This window comes from Micromonospora globbae, assembly GCF_003610785.1.
Classification (GTDB): domain Bacteria; phylum Actinomycetota; class Actinomycetes; order Mycobacteriales; family Micromonosporaceae; genus Micromonospora; species Micromonospora globbae.
Window position 1 is genome coordinate 1 of record NZ_RAQQ01000024.1, and the last position, 16,099, is coordinate 16,099.

Annotated in this window: 19 protein-coding genes and 1 pseudogene; 7 read left to right on the forward strand and 13 right to left on the reverse strand. The window is 75.5% G+C overall.

Annotated features, from left to right (window positions below):
- Window positions 1-162: 162 nt before the first annotated feature.
- Complete coding sequence (locus tag D7I43_RS26350) at window positions 163-1,296, reverse strand: peptidoglycan recognition protein family protein (protein WP_120331274.1); 1,134 nt, start codon at window positions 1,294-1,296, stop codon at window positions 163-165.
- A 104-nt stretch (window positions 1,297-1,400) separates the two neighbouring features.
- Window positions 1,401-2,093, reverse strand: coding sequence for an RraA family protein (locus D7I43_RS26355; protein WP_120331275.1), 693 nt, complete (start codon window positions 2,091-2,093; stop codon window positions 1,401-1,403).
- A gap of 181 nt (window positions 2,094-2,274) precedes the next feature.
- Between D7I43_RS26355 and D7I43_RS26360 the strand changes: the two genes are divergently transcribed.
- From D7I43_RS26360 to D7I43_RS34445, 4 genes and pseudogenes are all read left to right on the forward strand, one after another.
- A complete protein-coding gene (locus tag D7I43_RS26360; protein WP_120331276.1) occupies window positions 2,275-3,159 on the forward strand; it encodes a slipin family protein in 885 nt (294 codons plus the stop codon).
- 107 nt (window positions 3,160-3,266) lie between these two features.
- Window positions 3,267-4,211 (forward strand): mechanosensitive ion channel family protein, encoded by a 945-nt coding sequence (locus D7I43_RS26365; protein ID WP_120331277.1) that lies wholly within the window; start codon window positions 3,267-3,269, stop codon window positions 4,209-4,211.
- Window positions 4,212-4,414: 203 nt separating this feature from the next.
- Window positions 4,415-5,704, forward strand: coding sequence for an MFS transporter (locus D7I43_RS26370; RefSeq protein WP_120331278.1), 1,290 nt, complete (start codon window positions 4,415-4,417; stop codon window positions 5,702-5,704).
- Between the two features lie 130 nt (window positions 5,705-5,834).
- Window positions 5,835-6,578 (forward strand): annotated as a pseudogene (locus D7I43_RS34445) (maleylpyruvate isomerase family mycothiol-dependent enzyme); the annotation flags it as partial.
- A gap of 156 nt (window positions 6,579-6,734) precedes the next feature.
- Here D7I43_RS34445 and D7I43_RS26380 read toward each other — a convergent pair.
- From D7I43_RS26380 to D7I43_RS26405, 6 genes are all read right to left on the reverse strand, one after another.
- Complete coding sequence (locus D7I43_RS26380) at window positions 6,735-7,124, reverse strand: VOC family protein (RefSeq protein ID WP_120331279.1); 390 nt, start codon at window positions 7,122-7,124, stop codon at window positions 6,735-6,737.
- Window positions 7,121-7,837 carry a hypothetical protein gene (locus D7I43_RS26385; protein WP_192902281.1) on the reverse strand — a complete coding sequence of 239 codons (717 nt, stop codon included), beginning with the start codon at window positions 7,835-7,837 and terminating at the stop codon, window positions 7,121-7,123. Before D7I43_RS26385 ends, D7I43_RS26380 begins: the two co-directional genes overlap by 4 nt.
- A gap of 210 nt (window positions 7,838-8,047) precedes the next feature.
- The gene (locus tag D7I43_RS26390; RefSeq protein ID WP_240033172.1) at window positions 8,048-8,467 is read right to left on the reverse strand and encodes a YchJ family protein; all 420 of its coding nucleotides are present in this window, start codon (window positions 8,465-8,467) and stop codon (window positions 8,048-8,050) included.
- A gap of 53 nt (window positions 8,468-8,520) precedes the next feature.
- Window positions 8,521-9,144, reverse strand: coding sequence for a class F sortase (locus tag D7I43_RS26395; RefSeq protein WP_120331281.1), 624 nt, complete (start codon window positions 9,142-9,144; stop codon window positions 8,521-8,523).
- Between the two features lie 75 nt (window positions 9,145-9,219).
- Window positions 9,220-9,705, reverse strand: coding sequence for a hypothetical protein (locus D7I43_RS26400; RefSeq protein ID WP_120331282.1), 486 nt, complete (start codon window positions 9,703-9,705; stop codon window positions 9,220-9,222).
- A 193-nt stretch (window positions 9,706-9,898) separates the two neighbouring features.
- The gene (locus D7I43_RS26405; protein WP_120331283.1) at window positions 9,899-10,723 is read right to left on the reverse strand and encodes an ArsR/SmtB family transcription factor; all 825 of its coding nucleotides are present in this window, start codon (window positions 10,721-10,723) and stop codon (window positions 9,899-9,901) included.
- Window positions 10,724-10,830: 107 nt separating this feature from the next.
- Here D7I43_RS26405 and D7I43_RS26410 point away from each other — a divergent pair, with 107 nt between their 5' ends.
- On the forward strand, window positions 10,831-12,075 hold the full coding sequence (locus tag D7I43_RS26410; protein WP_120331284.1) for a lycopene cyclase family protein: 1,245 nt from the start codon (window positions 10,831-10,833) through the stop codon (window positions 12,073-12,075).
- A 29-nt stretch (window positions 12,076-12,104) separates the two neighbouring features.
- Here D7I43_RS26410 and D7I43_RS33800 read toward each other — a convergent pair whose 3' ends face one another.
- Together D7I43_RS33800 and D7I43_RS26415 are read right to left on the reverse strand one after the other, a co-directional pair.
- Window positions 12,105-12,395: a serine hydrolase gene (locus tag D7I43_RS33800; protein WP_240033174.1), complete on the reverse strand. Its 291-nt coding sequence runs from the start codon at window positions 12,393-12,395 to the stop codon at window positions 12,105-12,107.
- Window positions 12,377-13,213, reverse strand: coding sequence for a serine hydrolase domain-containing protein (locus D7I43_RS26415; RefSeq protein WP_240033175.1), 837 nt, complete (start codon window positions 13,211-13,213; stop codon window positions 12,377-12,379). Before D7I43_RS26415 ends, D7I43_RS33800 begins: the two co-directional genes overlap by 19 nt.
- Window positions 13,214-13,367: 154 nt before the next feature.
- Here D7I43_RS26415 and D7I43_RS26420 point away from each other — a divergent pair, with 154 nt between their 5' ends.
- Complete coding sequence (locus D7I43_RS26420; protein WP_120331359.1) at window positions 13,368-13,790, forward strand: ASCH domain-containing protein; 423 nt, start codon at window positions 13,368-13,370, stop codon at window positions 13,788-13,790.
- Between the two features lie 61 nt (window positions 13,791-13,851).
- Window positions 13,852-14,319, forward strand: a complete 468-nt coding sequence (rnhA, locus tag D7I43_RS26425; protein WP_120331285.1) for a ribonuclease HI — start codon at window positions 13,852-13,854, stop codon at window positions 14,317-14,319.
- Window positions 14,320-14,328: 9 nt separating this feature from the next.
- Here the strand turns inward: rnhA and D7I43_RS26430 are convergent, their stop codons facing one another.
- From D7I43_RS26430 to D7I43_RS26440, 3 genes are all read right to left on the reverse strand, one after another.
- A complete protein-coding gene (locus D7I43_RS26430) occupies window positions 14,329-14,547 on the reverse strand; it encodes a hypothetical protein (RefSeq protein ID WP_120331286.1) in 219 nt (72 codons plus the stop codon).
- 51 nt (window positions 14,548-14,598) lie between these two features.
- The gene (locus D7I43_RS26435; RefSeq protein WP_120331287.1) at window positions 14,599-14,835 is read right to left on the reverse strand and encodes a preprotein translocase YidC; all 237 of its coding nucleotides are present in this window, start codon (window positions 14,833-14,835) and stop codon (window positions 14,599-14,601) included.
- 64 nt (window positions 14,836-14,899) lie between these two features.
- Complete coding sequence (locus D7I43_RS26440; RefSeq protein WP_120331288.1) at window positions 14,900-16,096, reverse strand: MFS transporter; 1,197 nt, start codon at window positions 16,094-16,096, stop codon at window positions 14,900-14,902.
- Between the last annotated feature and the right edge of the window lie 3 nt (window positions 16,097-16,099).

A 16,099-nucleotide genomic window follows, 5' to 3' on the forward strand; every position in this document is an offset into this window, starting at 1 on the left:
GTCCGTCGACGCCACCCGACCCGGCGACAACACCCCCCGGATCATCCGTACGACAGGGGCAGTAAGTCATACCGGGCCGGGCGACCGAGCAGTCCCCGGCTGGGGACGATCAAAAAGGTAACGGGGGAGCGACCGACCGGCGGTCGACCCCCCCGCCGCTTCTCAGCGGTGCCGGAACGACTGCCGGACGACGCCGCCGACGATCGCGCACCAGGTGCTGGCGTTGACCTTGCCGTTGCGCGGCAACCCGTGCAGGGCCTGGAGGTCCTGCACCGCCTTGCGGGTCGCGTAGTCGTACTCGCCGGTGACGGTGACCTCGGCGTACCCCTTGATGTTGAGGATGAACTGGACGGCGCTGACGGGCAGCCCGCTCGCGTCCTTGTCCAGCTCGGGAACCAGGGTCTCCCAGGTCTGCGGGGTGAGGGTGGCGTCGACGTCCACCGGGATGCCGTTGCGGTACTGCCAGTCCTGCACGGCGGCCACGGTGGCGGCGTCGAAGACGCTGTTGACCGGCACCGTGTAGCCCCGGTGGGCGAGCAGGTACTGCACCACCTGCACGGCGGGGGAGCTGACGAAGCGCCACAGGTCGGGCCAGCGGCGGGCCGGCACGTCCGCGAGGTCGGTGCCGAGCCGGGCGAACACCCGGCGGCGGAGCATGGGGAACTGGCGGTAGAACGCGGCGCCGGGGCACTGCGTGTTGCGGAAGTCCCAGTGGCCGAAGATGTCGTGGGCGTGCAGTCCGTACTGCCGGCAGACCGCGACGCAGAGCTTGACCAGGGAGTCGAGCAGCGCCTGCGGCGGCGTCTCCGTGACGTACGTGCCCTCGTTCTCGATCCCGATGGCACGCCCGTTCTCGCCGGGGCAGTGCGCCGCGATCATCTGCCGGTCGCCGGCCTGCAGGCGCTCCAGGCTGCCCCGCCGGCCCTCCAGCACGTAGCCGCCGCGGCTCACGGTGAAGTGCTGCCCGGTGTCCGACCAGCCGTTGCCGTCCATGTGCAGGTCCTGGCAGTCCCGCGCCAGCTTGACGGCCTGCGCCTCGGAGTAGTCGGTGACGTTCGGGAACGCCATGTGGTGGACGATGATCTTGTTGGTGGCGATGGCGCTGACCGGCAGCGGGTCGGCCGGCGGGCGCGCCCCCCACTCGTCGCAGCTGATGATCCAGTCGAGGTCCGCGCCCGGGGCCGCCTTCGCCGCGGACGGGAGGGCGAGTTCGCTCCCGACGACCGCGACCGTCGCGGCGCCGAGGCCGGCCCGCAGCAGGGTGCGGCGGTCCAGTTCGGAATGGTCGACGTGCATGGCATCTCCTCTGCGGCCGAGCGGGGGTGTGTGAAAAGTAGCTCCAGAGGCCGCGCGTGATGTGGAGGATATTGCCAGGCGTCGGTGTCGCGCTAGGCCTGTCCTCACTCCTCGATGGCGCCGCCGGTCCGCCGCAGGTGGCGGCGGAACGTGTACGCGGGGTCCGCGGCCCGGCGGGCCAGGTAGTCGTCGAAGGCGGTCTGCCGGCGCAGGGTCTCGCCCGCCCGGATCCGCGCGGCCTGGTCCCGCTCGACCTCCCGGATGCCGGCCGCGGTCGCCAGCACCTCCTCGGCCCGGGCCGCCGGCACGAAGAGCACCCCGTCGTCGTCGCCGAGGACGACGTCGTCCCGGCCCACCTCGTGGCCGCCCACCCGGGCGCTGGTCAGCGCCTCCGGCTCGCGCGGGTCCACGCGGACCGGCCCGAGTGGACAACTGCCGTAGCTGAAGACCGGCACCCCGATCTCGACCAGCTCCGCCGTGTCGCGGTGCAGCCCCCACACCACCAGTCCGGCGACCCCGGCCGCGGCGGCCTCGAGCACCGCGAGGTCACCCACGCACGCCTCGTCCGACCGGCCGCCGTTGTCGACCACGAGCACGTCACCCGGCGCCGCCACGCCGAACGCCTCCAGGAACACGTCCACGCTGCCGTAGTGCCGCGCCGGCAGCACCCGCCCCGCGATCCGCTGGCCCACCACCACGGGCCGCACACCGGCCGGCGCGGCCCGCAGCGGCACCCCGAGGCGTACGCAGGCGTCGGCCAGCAGTGGCGTGGACAGGTCGGCGAAGCGCTCCAGCATGACGGCCTCCTCGGTGCGGGGCCGCCATCGTAGGAGGGGCGGCGCGGTGGGCGGCCAGATCCAATTCCGGGGGCCTGGTCCCGTGCCCCGGGCCGGGCCCGTCGGGATCGGAGGACTGACGGGCGGAACAGCGGGTATGCGCGGTTCCGCAACGTGGGTGTCGGTCGGGATCGGGGGTGCCATGGGAGCCGCCGTGGTGGTCGCCGTGGTCGTCGTGGTCGTGATCGCGGTGCTCGTGCTGACGCTCAGCCTGCGGATGGTCCAGCAGTACCAGCGCGGGATCGTCTTCCGCTTCGGCCGGGTGCTGGAGGGCGTCCGCGAACCCGGCCTGCACCTGATCGTCCCGATCGCCGACCGGATGGTCCGGGTCAGCATGCAGACCACGGTGATCGGCGTGCCGGCGCAGGGAGCGATCACCCGGGACAACGTGACGCTCACCGTCGACGCCGTCGTCTACTACCGGGTGGTCGACCCGGTCAAGGCGCTGGTCAACGTCCACGACTACCCGTCGGCCGTGCTCCAGGTGGCGCAGACCGCACTGCGCTCGGTGATCGGCAAGGCGGACCTGGACACCCTGCTCGGCGACCGGGACCGCATCAACGCGGAGCTGAAGGCGGTGATCGACGCGCCGACGGAGAAGCCGTGGGGTCTGCTCATCGAGCGGGTCGAGGTCAAGGACGTGTCACTGCCCGAGGGCATGAAGCGGTCGATGTCCCGGCAGGCCGAGGCCGAGCGGGAACGGCGCGCCCGGGTGATCGCGGCCGACGGCGAGTACCAGGCGTCGCGGCGGCTCGCGGACGCCTCGCGGGCGATGGCGGCCACGCCGGGCGCGTACCAGCTCCGTCTGTTGCAGACCGTGGTGGACGTGGCGGCCGAGAAGAACAGCACCCTCGTGATGCCGTTCCCGGTCGAGCTGCTGCGCTTCTTCGACAAGTTCACCCGGTCGCCGGGCGGGCCGGCCTCCGCCGCGCCCCAGGTCGGTTCGCCGGAGCAGCGGGATCTCGGGCCGCTCACCGGGGACGTGGCCGGCGCCGCGGAGGGCGACGGCCACGGGCGCCCGTCGTGACGGTGACCGTGTCGGGAGTGTCCTCCCCGGGCGTTTGAAGCCCGGTGCGCGCCGGGTAGATGCCGGATTTCGACATCCGCGACCTACCCCGGTGTGGAGGACCTTGAATGAGAGACAACGTCGGCGACGCGGTGGGCGACGCCCTCCGCTCGGTGATGCTCTTCGTGCCCAAGGCCGTCGCCTTCGTGGCCATCCTGGTGGTCGGTTGGCTGATCGCGCGGGCCGCGTCGAAGGTCGTGAACCGGATCCTGGAGCGCGTCGGCTTCGACCGTGCCGTCGAGCGGGGCGGCATCCGCCGGGCGCTGAGCCGGTCCCGGTACGACGCGAGCGATCTCGTCGCCCGGCTCGTCCAGTACGCGCTGCTGCTGGTCACCCTCCAGCTCGCGTTCGGCATCTGGGGGCCGAACCCCGTCTCCGACCTGATCGCCGCGGTGATCGCCTGGCTGCCCCGCGCGTTCGTGGCGGTCGTCATCGTCGTGGTGGCCGCCGCCATCGCCAGCGCCGTCCGCGACGTCATCGGTGGTGCGCTCGGCGGCCTCTCGTACGGCCGGGCGCTCGCGACCGTCGCCTACGTCTTCCTCCTCGGGCTCGGGGCCATCGCGGCGCTCGACCAGATCGGCGTCGCCACGGCGATCACCACGCCGGTGCTGATCGCCGTGCTGGCCACCCTCGGCGGGATCCTCGTCGTCGGCGTGGGCGGCGGTCTGGTCCGTCCGATGCAGAGCCGCTGGGAGACGTGGCTGACGCGGGCCGAGCAGGAGTCCCGGCAGATCGCCGAGCAGGCCCGCGCGTACCGGGCCGCCCGCCGCGACGCCGAGCGGTCCCGGGCGGCCACGGACGACCCGGACGCCACCCAGGCCACCACGCCCGCCGACCCGGAGGCGACCCAGGTGGTGTCGCCGGCGGCCGACCCGGACGCGACCCAGGTGGTGCCCCGGCCCGCGGACGCCGCCGCGAGCACCGGCACGTCGGTCCCCGGTCCGCGCGGTGCGGACGACAGCGAGGCCACCATGGTCATCCCGCCCGTCGAACGCCCGTCCGACCACCGCTGAGCCGACCGCGACGGGCGTGGGGCCGGCGCCCCACGCCCGTCGCGTTCCCGACCTGTTCGCGATCACGCTGGGATCGGCGGCCTGCCGCCGTTACGATCCTCGGCATGACCTGGCGACATTGATGCACTGTCGACGGCCGCACCCGTGGGCCGCCGCGGACGCCACACCACCGGCGTCCGCTTCGATCCCACGGGAAAGGCCTCATGACCATCACCACCACCCGCGTGCCGGGCGTCCGCCGCGTGACGGCGACGCTCTACGGGTACGCGTTCCTCACGGACTTCGTCCTGCTCTACCCGGTGTACGTGCTGCTGTTCGCCGACGCCGGGCTGTCGGTCGGGCAGATCTCCTCGCTCTTCGTCATCTGGTCGGCCAGCGCCATCCTGCTGGAGGTGCCCTCCGGCGCCTGGGCCGACGCCGTGTCCCGGCGACTGCTGCTGTGCCTCGCGCCGCTGGTCACCGCCGCCGGCTTCGCCGTCTGGGTGCTCCTGCCGTCGTACCCGGCGTTCGCGCTCGGCTTCCTGCTCTGGGGCGCGGGCGCGGCGCTCGGCTCCGGCGCGCTGGAGGCGCTGGTCTTCACCGAACTCGACCGCCTCGGCGCCGCCGGCCGGTACGCCCGGGTGATGGGCCGGGCCAGGACCGCCGGGGTGGTCGGGGCGGCCGCCTCGGCGCCGCTGGCCGCTCCGGTGCTCGCCGCCGGCGGCTACCCGGCGGTCGCCGCCGGCGGCTACCCGGCGGTCGCCGCGGGCAGCATCCTCGCGTGCCTGCTCGCGGCGGCCGTCGCCACCCGGTTCCCGGAGCACCGCGACACCGACGGCGGGGCCGGGTCCGACGAGGACGACCTGGGCTGGGCGGCGAGCCTGCGCGCCGGGCTGGCCGAGGCGCGCACCGTGCCCACCGTCCGCGCGGCCGTGCTGCTGGTCGCGGCGGTGGCCGCGGGCTGGGGCGCCCTCGACGAGTACACCCCGCTCCTGGCCCGGGACACCGGCCTCGACACCGCCACGGTGCCGCTGCTGCTCCTGCTGGTCTGGGTCGGCACGACCGCCGGCGGGCTGCTCGCGCCGGCCGGGGAGCGGCTCACCACCCGCGGGTACGCGGCCCTGCTCTGCCTCGGCGCACTGACCCTCGCCGGTGGGGCGTTGACCGGGCACCCGGCCGGCTTCGTGCTGGTGGCGGTGGCGTTCGGTGCCTTCCAGCTCGCCACCGTGCTGGCCGACGCCCGGTTGCAGGCCCGCATATCCGGCCCGAGTCGCGCCACCGTCACCTCGCTCGCCGGCCTGGCCACCGACGTCACCATCATCGCCGTGTACGCCGGCTACGGGCTCGTCGCCTCGGGCGCGGGCAACGCGGTGGCGTTCGCGGCGGTGGCCGTGCCGTACCTCGGGGTGGCGCTGCTGCTGATCGGCCGTCGCCGGAACCGGAGCCGGCCGCGGCCGGCCGCCGAACCGGCGGCCGTGGGGGACACCGCCCCGGCCACGGCGCCGCCCGCGTGATGATGTGACGGGGGTCACTTCATCGGGTGTCGGGTCGCCGCCGTCGGCTCCGACCCCTTCGGTGAGCGGACATCCGGCCGGGGTGCCGCCGTGAGCGACGAGGAGCGACGGGATGACGGCGGTGCCGGGCATGGGTTTCGACGGCTGGTGCGACGAGATCGTCACGCAGGCGGAGGCGATGGCGTCGCACCTGAACGGGGCCGACCTGCGGACGCCGGTGCCGTCGTGCCCCGGCTGGACGGTCGGCCAGCTGGTGCGGCACGTGGGCGCGGGGCACCGCTGGGCCGAGGAGACCGTGCGCACCAGAGCCACGTCCCCGCTGCCCGACACCGACCTGCGGGAGCTGTCCGGGCACACCGGCGGCGATCCCGCGGTGCTCGGGCCGTGGCTCGCCGAGGGCGCCGTGGCGCTCGCCCGGACGCTGCGGGCCGCCGGGCCGCGGGCCACGGTGTGGACGCCGATCCCGGGCCGGACGGACGCGGGCTTCTACGCCCGCCGTTTCGCCCACGAGACGCTGGTGCACCGGGCCGACGCCGCCCTCGCCCTCGGCGTGCCGTTCACCGCCGGGCAGGAGGTCGTGATCGACGCGCTGGACGAGTGGATGGCGCTCGACGCGCTGCCCGTCATGCTGGAGCTCAAGCCCGAGCGGCGCGAGCTGCTCGGGCCCGGGCGCACCGTGCACCTGCACGCCACGGACACGGCGCCCGAGGTGGGAGCGGAGTGGCTCGTGGACCTCACGGGGGACGTCGGCGCGTGGCGGCGCGGCCACGCGACGGCCGCTGTCGCCGTGCGCGGCCCCCTCACCGAGCTGCTGCTCACCGTGTACGGGCGCCGCCCGCTCACCGACGGCACGGTCCGGGTGCACGGCGACCGCGGGTTGCTGGAGTTTCTGGCTGGCGCGGGTCAGCTTCGGCTGACCCGCGCCAGCTCCCAGGTCACCGTCGGTCGGCCCGCGCCGGCTTCCGGGTCGGCTTCGGTCGGCCCGCGCCGGCTCCCGGGTCGGCCTCGGTCGGCCCGCGTCTCGTTCCGGTCAGCCGGCCAGGTGCAGGAACGACCACTGGTGGCCGTCGAGGTCGCGGAAGCCGCGCATGTAGAGCGGGCCGGAGTCCTGGCCGGGGCCGAGCGTCGTGCCGCCGGCCGCGACGGCCCGGTCGACCATCTCGTCGACCTGTTCGCGGCTCGACGCGGCGAGGCCGACGATCACCTCCCGGCTGGTGCCGGTGTCCGTGACCGCGACGCCCGTGTACCCGGCGAAGGCCGACGCGATGTGCAGGATCAGCTGCGTCGTCTCGTTGAGCCGCAGCATCATGCTCGCCCCGTCCGGCGCGGGTCGCTCGCCGGTGAACCCGAGCGACCGGAAGAACTCGGCCGAGGTGGCCAGGTCGCGTACCGGCAGGTTGATGAAGGTGCTGATGGTCATCGGTCGTCTCCGTCCGCCTCCAGGAGCCGCTTGAGCGCGGCCAGCCGGTCCCGCCAGTACGCCTTCAGCTGCGCCGCCTGCTCCGCGTCGGTCACCTTCTCGTGCTGCACCGCCACGCGGGACCTCGTCTCGCCGACCGCCTCGAATCCGGCGACGATCCGGGTCGGCCCGCCGGCCCAGTCCGCCCGGAACGTCCGTGGCGGGGTCGCCGTCCGCAGCCGCACCTCGACGTCGGGCAGCCACCGGGCGCGCAGCGACCCGTCGGCGAACGCGGCGAACAGCCGGTCCACCGGCACGGCGACCGTCCGGCTGCCGCCCGCCGTGTAATCGCCGCCGCGCCGCTGGCCGGGTGCGCGCAGCCCGCGGGCCTGCTCGTACCCCACGGTCACGGTCTGCGCCCACCAGCCGGGCACGTCGTGCACGGTGACGAGCCAGCGGGCGATCTCGGTGTGGGTGTGGGCGGTGCCGCCCCAGTCGTCGAGCAGGCCGAACCACTGCGCCCAGTCCCGCCCGGTACGCTCGCGCAGCAGGGCGTCGGCGATGCGGTCGGTCTGCGTGGCCGCCGCCGTGGGCGGCGGGGTCGGGGTGGGCGTTTCGCCCTCGTCGGGCCGGTCGGCACGGGCCAGCAGGTGCCGCCGGGCCGTCGTGTAGCTCTCGCCGGTCTTCACCATGCGGGCGCGTACCCGCGACTTGAAGGACTTCTGACTGGTCATCACATGCTCCCTGGCAACGGCGCGACCGCAGGGACTCACGCTCCCGTCGGCCCCGCCGGCGGTGGGGCATGTGGCACGCGTCCCGAGAGCCCAGAGCCCCCTTTGCCTCCGCGGAGCCGGCGGCGTGAGCGCCGGGAGGGAGGTGCGGCGCGGGACGGCGCCACCGTCATCGTAACGCCCCGGGAGTGCCGTGCGCAGGCGCCGGGCCGGTCAGCCCGGTTCGGCGTCCAGGTACACCCAGCGCCCGTCGGCCCGGACGAAGCGGCTGCGCTCGGTCAGCGTGCCCGGCCGCCCCGCCGCGCGGTAGTGCGCGCGGAACTCGACGGCGCCGACGGTGTCGAGCAGGCCGCCGCGGTCCGTGGCGAGGATCTCGAGGCGGGTCCAGCGCCGGTCGGGGTCCAGCGTGATCCGCGCGGGTCGGGTGCGCTCGTGCCAGCTCCGCAGCAGGTATCCGGCGTCACCCACGGCGAAGGCGCTGAACCGGGAGCGCATCAGCGCCTCGGCCGTGGCGGCGTCGACCTCACCGCGGTGCAGCGGCCCGCAGCACCGGGCGTACGGCCCGCCGGACCCGCAGGGGCAGGGCGCCGCCCGGTCGCCGGGCGCGCTGCTGCGTCGGCCGCGCTTCGCCACGGTGCCCATCCTGCCGTACCGGTCCGGCCCCCTGCGTCGCACCCGGGCCGGCGTCAGCCGGTGCGGGTGGCGAAGACGACGACGTTGTCGACGTAGTCGCCGGTCCGCTCGTCGAACCGGCCGCCGCAGGTGACCAGCCGCAGGGTGGCGCCGCCCGCCGGGCCGTAGACCAGCCCGGTGGGGAAGCGGTCCTTCGGGTACCTGCCGACACCGTCCACGGTGAACGTCGCGACCCGCGCGTCGGCGCGCGTGACGCGGATCGTCTGGCCCGGCCGCAGCCGGCCGAGGTCGAAGAAGACGGCGGGGCCCGCCGCGGAGTCCACGTGCCCGACGAGCACGGCGGCGCCGGTCTCGCCCGGGCTGGGGCCGTGGCGGTACCAGCCGGCGACACCGGGCCCGGGCGGCACCTCGAGGGCGTTGGCGGCGTCCACGCCCACCGGGACGACCTCGGCCCGGACACCGATCGCGGGGATCTGCACGAGCGTCGGCGTGGCGTGCGGCAACGCCGGCAGGTCCGGCGCGGACCGGGTGGCCGCCGGCGTGGCGGCCCCCGGCTGCGGTGGGCGGGGCGGGTCGGCGGTCAGCCCGGCGGTGACCAGCCCGACGCCACCCGCGCCGAGCAGGGCGACGGCCGCGACGGCGGCACCCCGCCGGCGTGTCGTGCCGTGCCACCGCACGTGCTCACCTCCTCCGGGCGGGCGGATGCCCGCCCCGGCTCGTCGCCGGTGCGGGCACCCGTGGCGTGGTCGAGGTCAGGCGACGGCGGACGCGGCGCGCCGGCGGCGCAGCAGCAGGACGCTGCCGAGGGCGGCGGCGCCGAGCAGCGTGCCGCCGGCGGCCAGCGCGCCCGTGCCGTCGGCGCGACCGCCGGTGCCCGCCGCGGCGCCGCCGATCGGGGTGACGGTGAACGTCGCGCTGCCGGCGGCGGTGCCGTCGCCGCAGGTGGCGGTCACGGTGTAGGTGCCGAGCGTGAACCCGGCGGTGAACAGTTCGGCGCTCAGTCCGCCGCCCGGGGCGGTCGTGGTGGAGCGGACGTTCTGGTCGCGGTTGGGGCCGGTGACGTGGAAGATCGCGTCACCGGACGCCGGATCGCAGGTTGTGGCGGTGAGCACCACCGTGCCGCCCACCGGTGTGCTGGCCGGCGACACGACGGTCTCGGCGAGCGCGGCGCTCGGCAACAGGAGTACGCCGAGACCCACGCCGGCCGCCGCCGACACGAGGACTGTCTTCGTCTTCATACGCGTCTTCCCTCACTCTTCGTCCGCTGAGCACGTGGGACGTCGTTCGGGTGGCCAACTCCGCGACTAGCACCGGTGTGCCCAACACTAGGGCGGTTGGACCCCCGATCCGGTGAAAACGAGAAATCTTCGTTGCCGTCACGTGTCCACCCGGGAGGCAGAGGGAGCTGCGAAAACGCCGGATGGTGGATGCTCAGCCGGCCGGGGCGGGCTCCGGCAACGGGGCGCCCGTCTCCAGCAGCGTCTTGAGGCTGGCGAGCAGCTCCGGCCAGCCGCCGCTGCCGTCGAGCTGCCCGCTGATGGCCCGGTGCATCTCGCTGTCGGGCGAGAAGTCGTCGTGCACGACGGTGAGCCGGACGGCCGCGCCGTACGGCTCGATCTCGAAGGTCACCTTCGAGCGGCGCTCGCCGAGCCGGGCGGCCAGTTCCTCCTCCGACCAGCCGAAGTGCGCGGCGTGTTCCGGCTGGAATCCGTGCCAGCTGTAGCTCAGCCGCCGGTACGGCTCGGCCACCAGCACCCGCTGGCCGAGATCGCGGAACTCGCCGCCCGGCGCGTCCTGCCAGAGCACCGGCGAGCCGGCCCGCCAGTCCGACTTCAGGGCGACCCCGCCCCAGTACCGGCGGGTGAAGGCGGGCTCGGTCAGCGCGGCCCACAGCCGCTCCGGGGTGGTGTTGATGTAGGTGGTGTAGACGAACGTGGGGCTCTCCACGGGCGCACCCTCCAATGCTGCGCGCAGGTCGGCGAGCGCCTCGGCCCGCTGACGGTCGTAGCGACTCATCCACCGGTCGGTGATGGCGACGATCGGCGCCGCGTCGAGGTAGTGCAGCTTCTCCCGGCCCTGCCGTCGCGTGGTCACGAGGCCGGCCGACTCCAGCACCGCGAGGTGCTTGCTCACCGCCTGCCGGGTCATGCCGAGCCCGGCGCAGAGGTCGCGCAGGCTCTGCCCGTTGCGCGTGTTCAGGCGGTCGAGCAGCCGCCGGCGGCTGACGTCCGCCAGCGCCCGGAACACCTCGTCCACGCCCCACCTCTCAAGGCAACCGATCGGTTGCCTGTCACGTTAGGCAGCCGTGCGGTTGCCTGTCAACCGCGTCGCCGCGTCACCCCGCCGTGTGGCAGCGTGGACGGATGCGATCCTCGGTCGACGTGGACCTCGCCCTCCTCGGGGGCGGCGGCGCGGCCTCCCTGGTCCTGGCGGCGCTCGACCGGCACGGCGTACGGGGGCTGCGGGTGGCCGTCGTCGACCCCGTGCACCGGCGCGGCCAGGACCGGACGTGGGCGTTCTGGGACCGGCCCGGCGGCGACCTCGACACGCTGCTGAGCGCGAGCTGGCCCCGCGCCGAGGTGCTCACGCCCACCGGACGCCGGGTGCTCGACCTGGCCCCGCTGCGGTACGCGATGCTCCGCTCCGGCCCCGTCTACGAACGGGCCGCCGCCGCGGAGCGGCGTCTCGGCGCGACCCGCATGGTCACCGCCGTCGACGCTGTGGACGACGACGGCGACCGGGTGCGGGTCCGTACCTCCGACGGGCGGACCCTGCGCGCCGGCTGGGTGCTCGACTCACGGCCGTGCCCGCCCGCCCGGCCCGGCCGCACGACGTGGCTGCAACACTTCCGCGGCTGGTGGCTGGAGGCCGACGCCCCGGTCTTCGACGCCGGGCGGGCCGTGCTCATGGACTTCCGCACCCCGCAGCCCGCCCGCGGCGTCTCCTTCGGCTACGTGCTGCCGGTCAGCGACCGGTACGCCCTGGTGGAGTACACCGAGTTCTCGCCGACCCTGCTCACCGGCGCCGGGTACGACGCCGCGCTGGCCGGCTACCGCGACCTGCTCGGCCTCGACCCGGCCCGGCTGACCGTGCGCGAGGTCGAGAACGGCGTCATCCCGATGACCGACGGCCCGTTCGTCGCCCGCCCGTCGCCGCGGGTGGTGCGGCTCGGCACCGCCGGCGGCGCCACCCGGCCCTCCACCGGGTTCACCTTCTCCGCCATGCGCCGGCAGGCCGACCAGATCGCCCGTGCCCTCGCCGCCGGGCGCCCGCCCGTGCCGCGACCCGCCTACCCCCGCCGGCACCGCTGGATGGACGCCGTGGCGTTGCGCGCCCTGGACCGGGGATCGGTCGGCGGCCCCCAGTTCTTCGCGCGCCTCTTCGACCGCAACCCCGCCGAGCGGGTGCTGCGGTTCCTCGACGGCACCACGACGCCCGCCGAGGAACTCGCCGTCATGAGCAGCACCCGGTTGCGGCCGATGGTCACCGCCGCCGTGGGGGACGCCGCGCACCGGCTGCGCGACCGGCTGCGCCCGCCCCGACCGGCGCAGCCGGTGCCGGCGCCCGTGCGCGACGGGGCCTCCCCGCCGGAACGGGCCGGCGCCTGAGCGGCCCGCGCCCGGCCGGCGTCGACTCCTCAGCGGGCTCCGGCGACCGCGTCGCGGATCAGCACCCGCAGGTCCTCCATCGGGTCGCCGTCGCCCGCGGAGAGCAGCGTCTTCGTCGCCGCCACGGTCAGACCCAGGTCCGGATAGGCGTACGCGACGCTGCCGCCGCTGCCGGAGGACCCGAAGGCGCCGTCGGGCTCCAGCGCGTACCCCAGACCCCAGGCCATGTCCTGGCCGAAGACCCACTCCGGGCCGGGGGCCGTGGCGCGGGTCGTGACCTCGCGCAGCCGCGCGGGCGAGATCAGCCGTACGCCGTCCACCCGCCGATCAGCGCCGCGAACATCCGCGCGACGGCGCGGGCGGACATCGTGCCGGTGGCCGGCACGTCGGCGGCGAGGAAGTCCCGGCGGCGCCCCACCTCGGCGCCCGGCCGGACGCCGGGCGGCGCGACCCGGTCGAAGTGCGGCAGGTTGGCGCTCGCGACGTCGAACAGCGCGGACAGGTTGCGGTCCGCGACCGGGGCGACCCGGTCCAGCCGCGTCTCCGGTACGCCGAGGAACAGCTCGTCGGCCACGCCGAGCGGCCCGGCGACCTCCTCGGCGAGTACCTGCGACACGCGCCGGCCGGTCACCCGGCGGACCACCTCGCCGACCAGCCAGCCGAACGTCCAGGCGTGGTACGCGGTCAGCGCGCCGGGCGGTGCGATCGGCTCGGTGTCCGCGACGATCGCGCACATCCGGTCCCAGTCGGTGAAGTCCTCCACCGTGACGTCGGCCGGCAGGGTCGGCACCCCGGCCGTGTGGGCGAGCACGTGCCGCAGGGTGATGGCGTCCTTGCCGTGCCGGGCGAACTCCGGCCACACCTCGGCGATCCGCAGGTCGTAGTCGAGCCGGCCCTGCTCGGCCAGCACGTGCACCACCGTCGAGGTGAGACCCTTCCCGGTGGACATGCTCCAGATCGGCGTGTCCGCGTCGAGCGGCCGCCCCGTGGCCGGGTCGGCCACCCCCGCCTGCACCTCGACGATCGCCCGACCGTCCAGGTACGCGGCGACCTGCACACCCGACTCCCGCCCGTCGGCGACCAGCTCGTCGATCGCCTTCCGCACCCGCGCCCGCAGGCCGCTCCAGTCGTCACTCACGACGATCAACCCTGCCAGAGCGGGCCCCGTGCCGGCGCGGCAATTTCCGCCGGTCGCGTCCGGCCCGCTCGCGGGGCCGGGGGCCGGGCCGGCGAGCCGCGCCGGCTCCGGGGCCGGCACCCGGCCCCGGCCTGCCGCCACTACCCTCGGCGGGATGGATCTCGACGATCTTCCCCGGGCCCGGTTCGCGTTTCCCGGCCCGCTGCGGGACCGGCTGGTGGCCGCGATCCTCGCCGGCACGAAGACGTCCACCACCGGCCTCCTGCTCGGCTACGAGCGGGAGGGGGAGCCCCTGCCCCGCGTGGGCCAGCGCTCGGTGGTGGTCGACTCCGCGGAGCGACCGGTCGCGGTGATCGAGGTGACCGAGGTGCGGGTCCTCCGCCTCGCGGACGTCGACCTGGCGCACGTGGTCGACGAGGGCGAGGGCGACACGTCGGTGGCCGGGTGGCGGGCCGGGCACGAGGAGTTCTGGCATGGTCCGGAGGTCCGGGCGGAGTTCGGCGACCCCGACTTCACCGTGGACGACGACACGCTCGTCGTGGCGGAGCGCTTCCGGCTGGTGCGGACCCTCGCGTAGGAGGCGGGACACGCGGGGCCCGACCGCGTCCGGCCGCCGCGGCGGCAGGTAGGTTGCCGGCATGGTGGACGCGGGCAACGTGGTGCGGATCTGGACCGACGGGGCGTGCAGCGGCAACCCCGGCCCGGGCGGCTGGGGCGCCGTCCTGCGCTACGGCGCGCACGAGCGCGAACTGTGCGGCGGCGAGGCGAGCCCGACCACCAACAACCGGATGGAGCTGATGGCCGCCATCCAGGCCCTGGAGAGCCTCACCCGGCCGGTCACCGTCGAACTGCACACCGACAGCACGTACGTGCGCAACGGCATCACCAGCTGGCTCGCGTCGTGGAAGCGCAACGGCTGGCTCACCGCGGCGAAGCAGCCGGTGAAGAACGCCGACCTGTGGCAGCGGCTGGAGGCGGCGTGCGCCCGGCACCGGGTCACCTGGCTGTGGGTGAAGGGGCACAACGGCCACCCGGAGAACGAGCGCGCCGACGCCCTGGCCAACCGGGGCATGGCCGAGGCCCGGGCGGCGGTCGGCGCCCGCTGACGGCCGCCGTCACCGGTTGGGGTCGACGGCTCCGGAGACGTCGTCCACGTCGTACCCCGCGCGGCTGGTCTCCCGCGCCGGGAGCGTGTCCTCGGCCGGCAGGTCGGCGAGGTCGTCGCCGGTGTCCGCGCCGGGCAGGGACTCGCCGGGCCGGCGCAGCGACGCCTGGAGTGCGGTGGTGCCGTCCGGCTCGTCGGTGCCGGACCGGTCGAAGCGTTCGTCGGTCATGCCGGACTCCTGCCCTCCTCGGCGTCCCGCAAACACGGCCGCCGGGCGGGATCAGCGGGCCGCGTCGGGGTGGCCGGGCATCCCGGAGCCGCCGGCGCTGCTGCCGGAGGCGCCGCCGGCCACGCCGGATCCGTCGTCCTCGGTGACCACGTCCGGCCGTACGTCGGTGTCGTCCGGGGGCGGGACGTCGGTGTCCGCCTCGACCTGGACCAGCCGGGCCTGACCGGCCTCGTCCTCGGCGTGCTCCGGGTCGACCGGCTGCTCGCCCTGCCGCGTTCTGAACCCCACGGTCGCCTCCCGTCCGCGCCGTCTCCGGTCGGCCGTACCTACCCGGGGGCAAACCGGCGAAACGTCAACCGGCCGGGGCGACCGGATCGGGGATCCGGTCCGTCCCGACCGGCGGCGTGCCGGGGTCCCGCAGCGTGCGGCGGCGGGTGACGGCGGTGGCGAGGGCGAGCACCAGCGCCGCGCCCACCACCAAAAAGGCGGCCGCGTTGCCGAACCGGTCGTTGACCGCCCCGCTGGTCGCCGCGCCGAGGGCGGTGCCGAGTTGGCCGGCGGTGAGCAGCCGGCCGTACGCCTCGGCGAGCCGTGGCGCGGGTGTGGCCCGGGCGAGGATCTCGTCGGTGACCGCCAGCCAGGGCGCGAGCCCCAGGCCGAAGACGGCCAGCACCACGGCCATCTGCGCGACGGTACGGGGGAGCGGCAGGGCGAGCGAGGTGACCGCCAGCGTCCCGAGCAACCCGAGGTAGGCGGCGCCGGGGGTGCCCGGACGGCCCAGGCGGGCGAGGAGCAGGCCACCGACCAGGCTCCCGGCGGACCAGACGGCGACCAGCATCCCGGCCTGGTCGGGGTGCCCGACGGCGGCCGCGAACGCGGGCACCAGCACCCACATGGCGCCCATGCAGGTGGTGTAGGCGAGGTGCGTGCCGAGCAGCGTCCGCAGGGTGGCCCGGCCCGGCGGGGGAGTCGGGGCGGCCGCCCGGCGGGCGTCCCCCGGAGCGCGGGGGATGACGAACGCGGTGGCGACCAGCGCGGCGGTGCCCACCGAGGCGAAGCCGAGCAACGCGCCCGCCGGGCCGGTCGCCAGGAGACTCAGGGTCACCACCAGCGGTCCGCCCACGTAGAGCAGTTCCTGCGCGACGGCGTTGAGCGCGTAGGCGCGGCCGAGCGCCGGGGCGGGAACGACCACGGCGAGCCGGGCCCGCCCACTGCCCATCACCGGCGGGCTGGACAGGCCGGCGCCGGCGGCGAACGCCACGAAGACCCACGGGTCGGTGGCGACCGCGAGACCGAGCAGCGCGACCAGGTGGCCGACGCCGCTGGCGAGCAGCACGGGCCGGTCGCCGAGCCGCCTCAGCAGCCGTCCGGCCACCGGGGCGGTGAGGGCCAGCCCGATCCCGCACGCCGCGCTGGCCGCGCCTGCGGCGGCGAAGCTTCCGGTGTTGTGGTGGCCGAGCAGCACGACGAGCAGGTGCCGCATCGCGACCGGCAGGTAGCCGAGGTTCATCAGGACGATGAGGGCCAGCGCCCGACGCGGTACATTCACAGC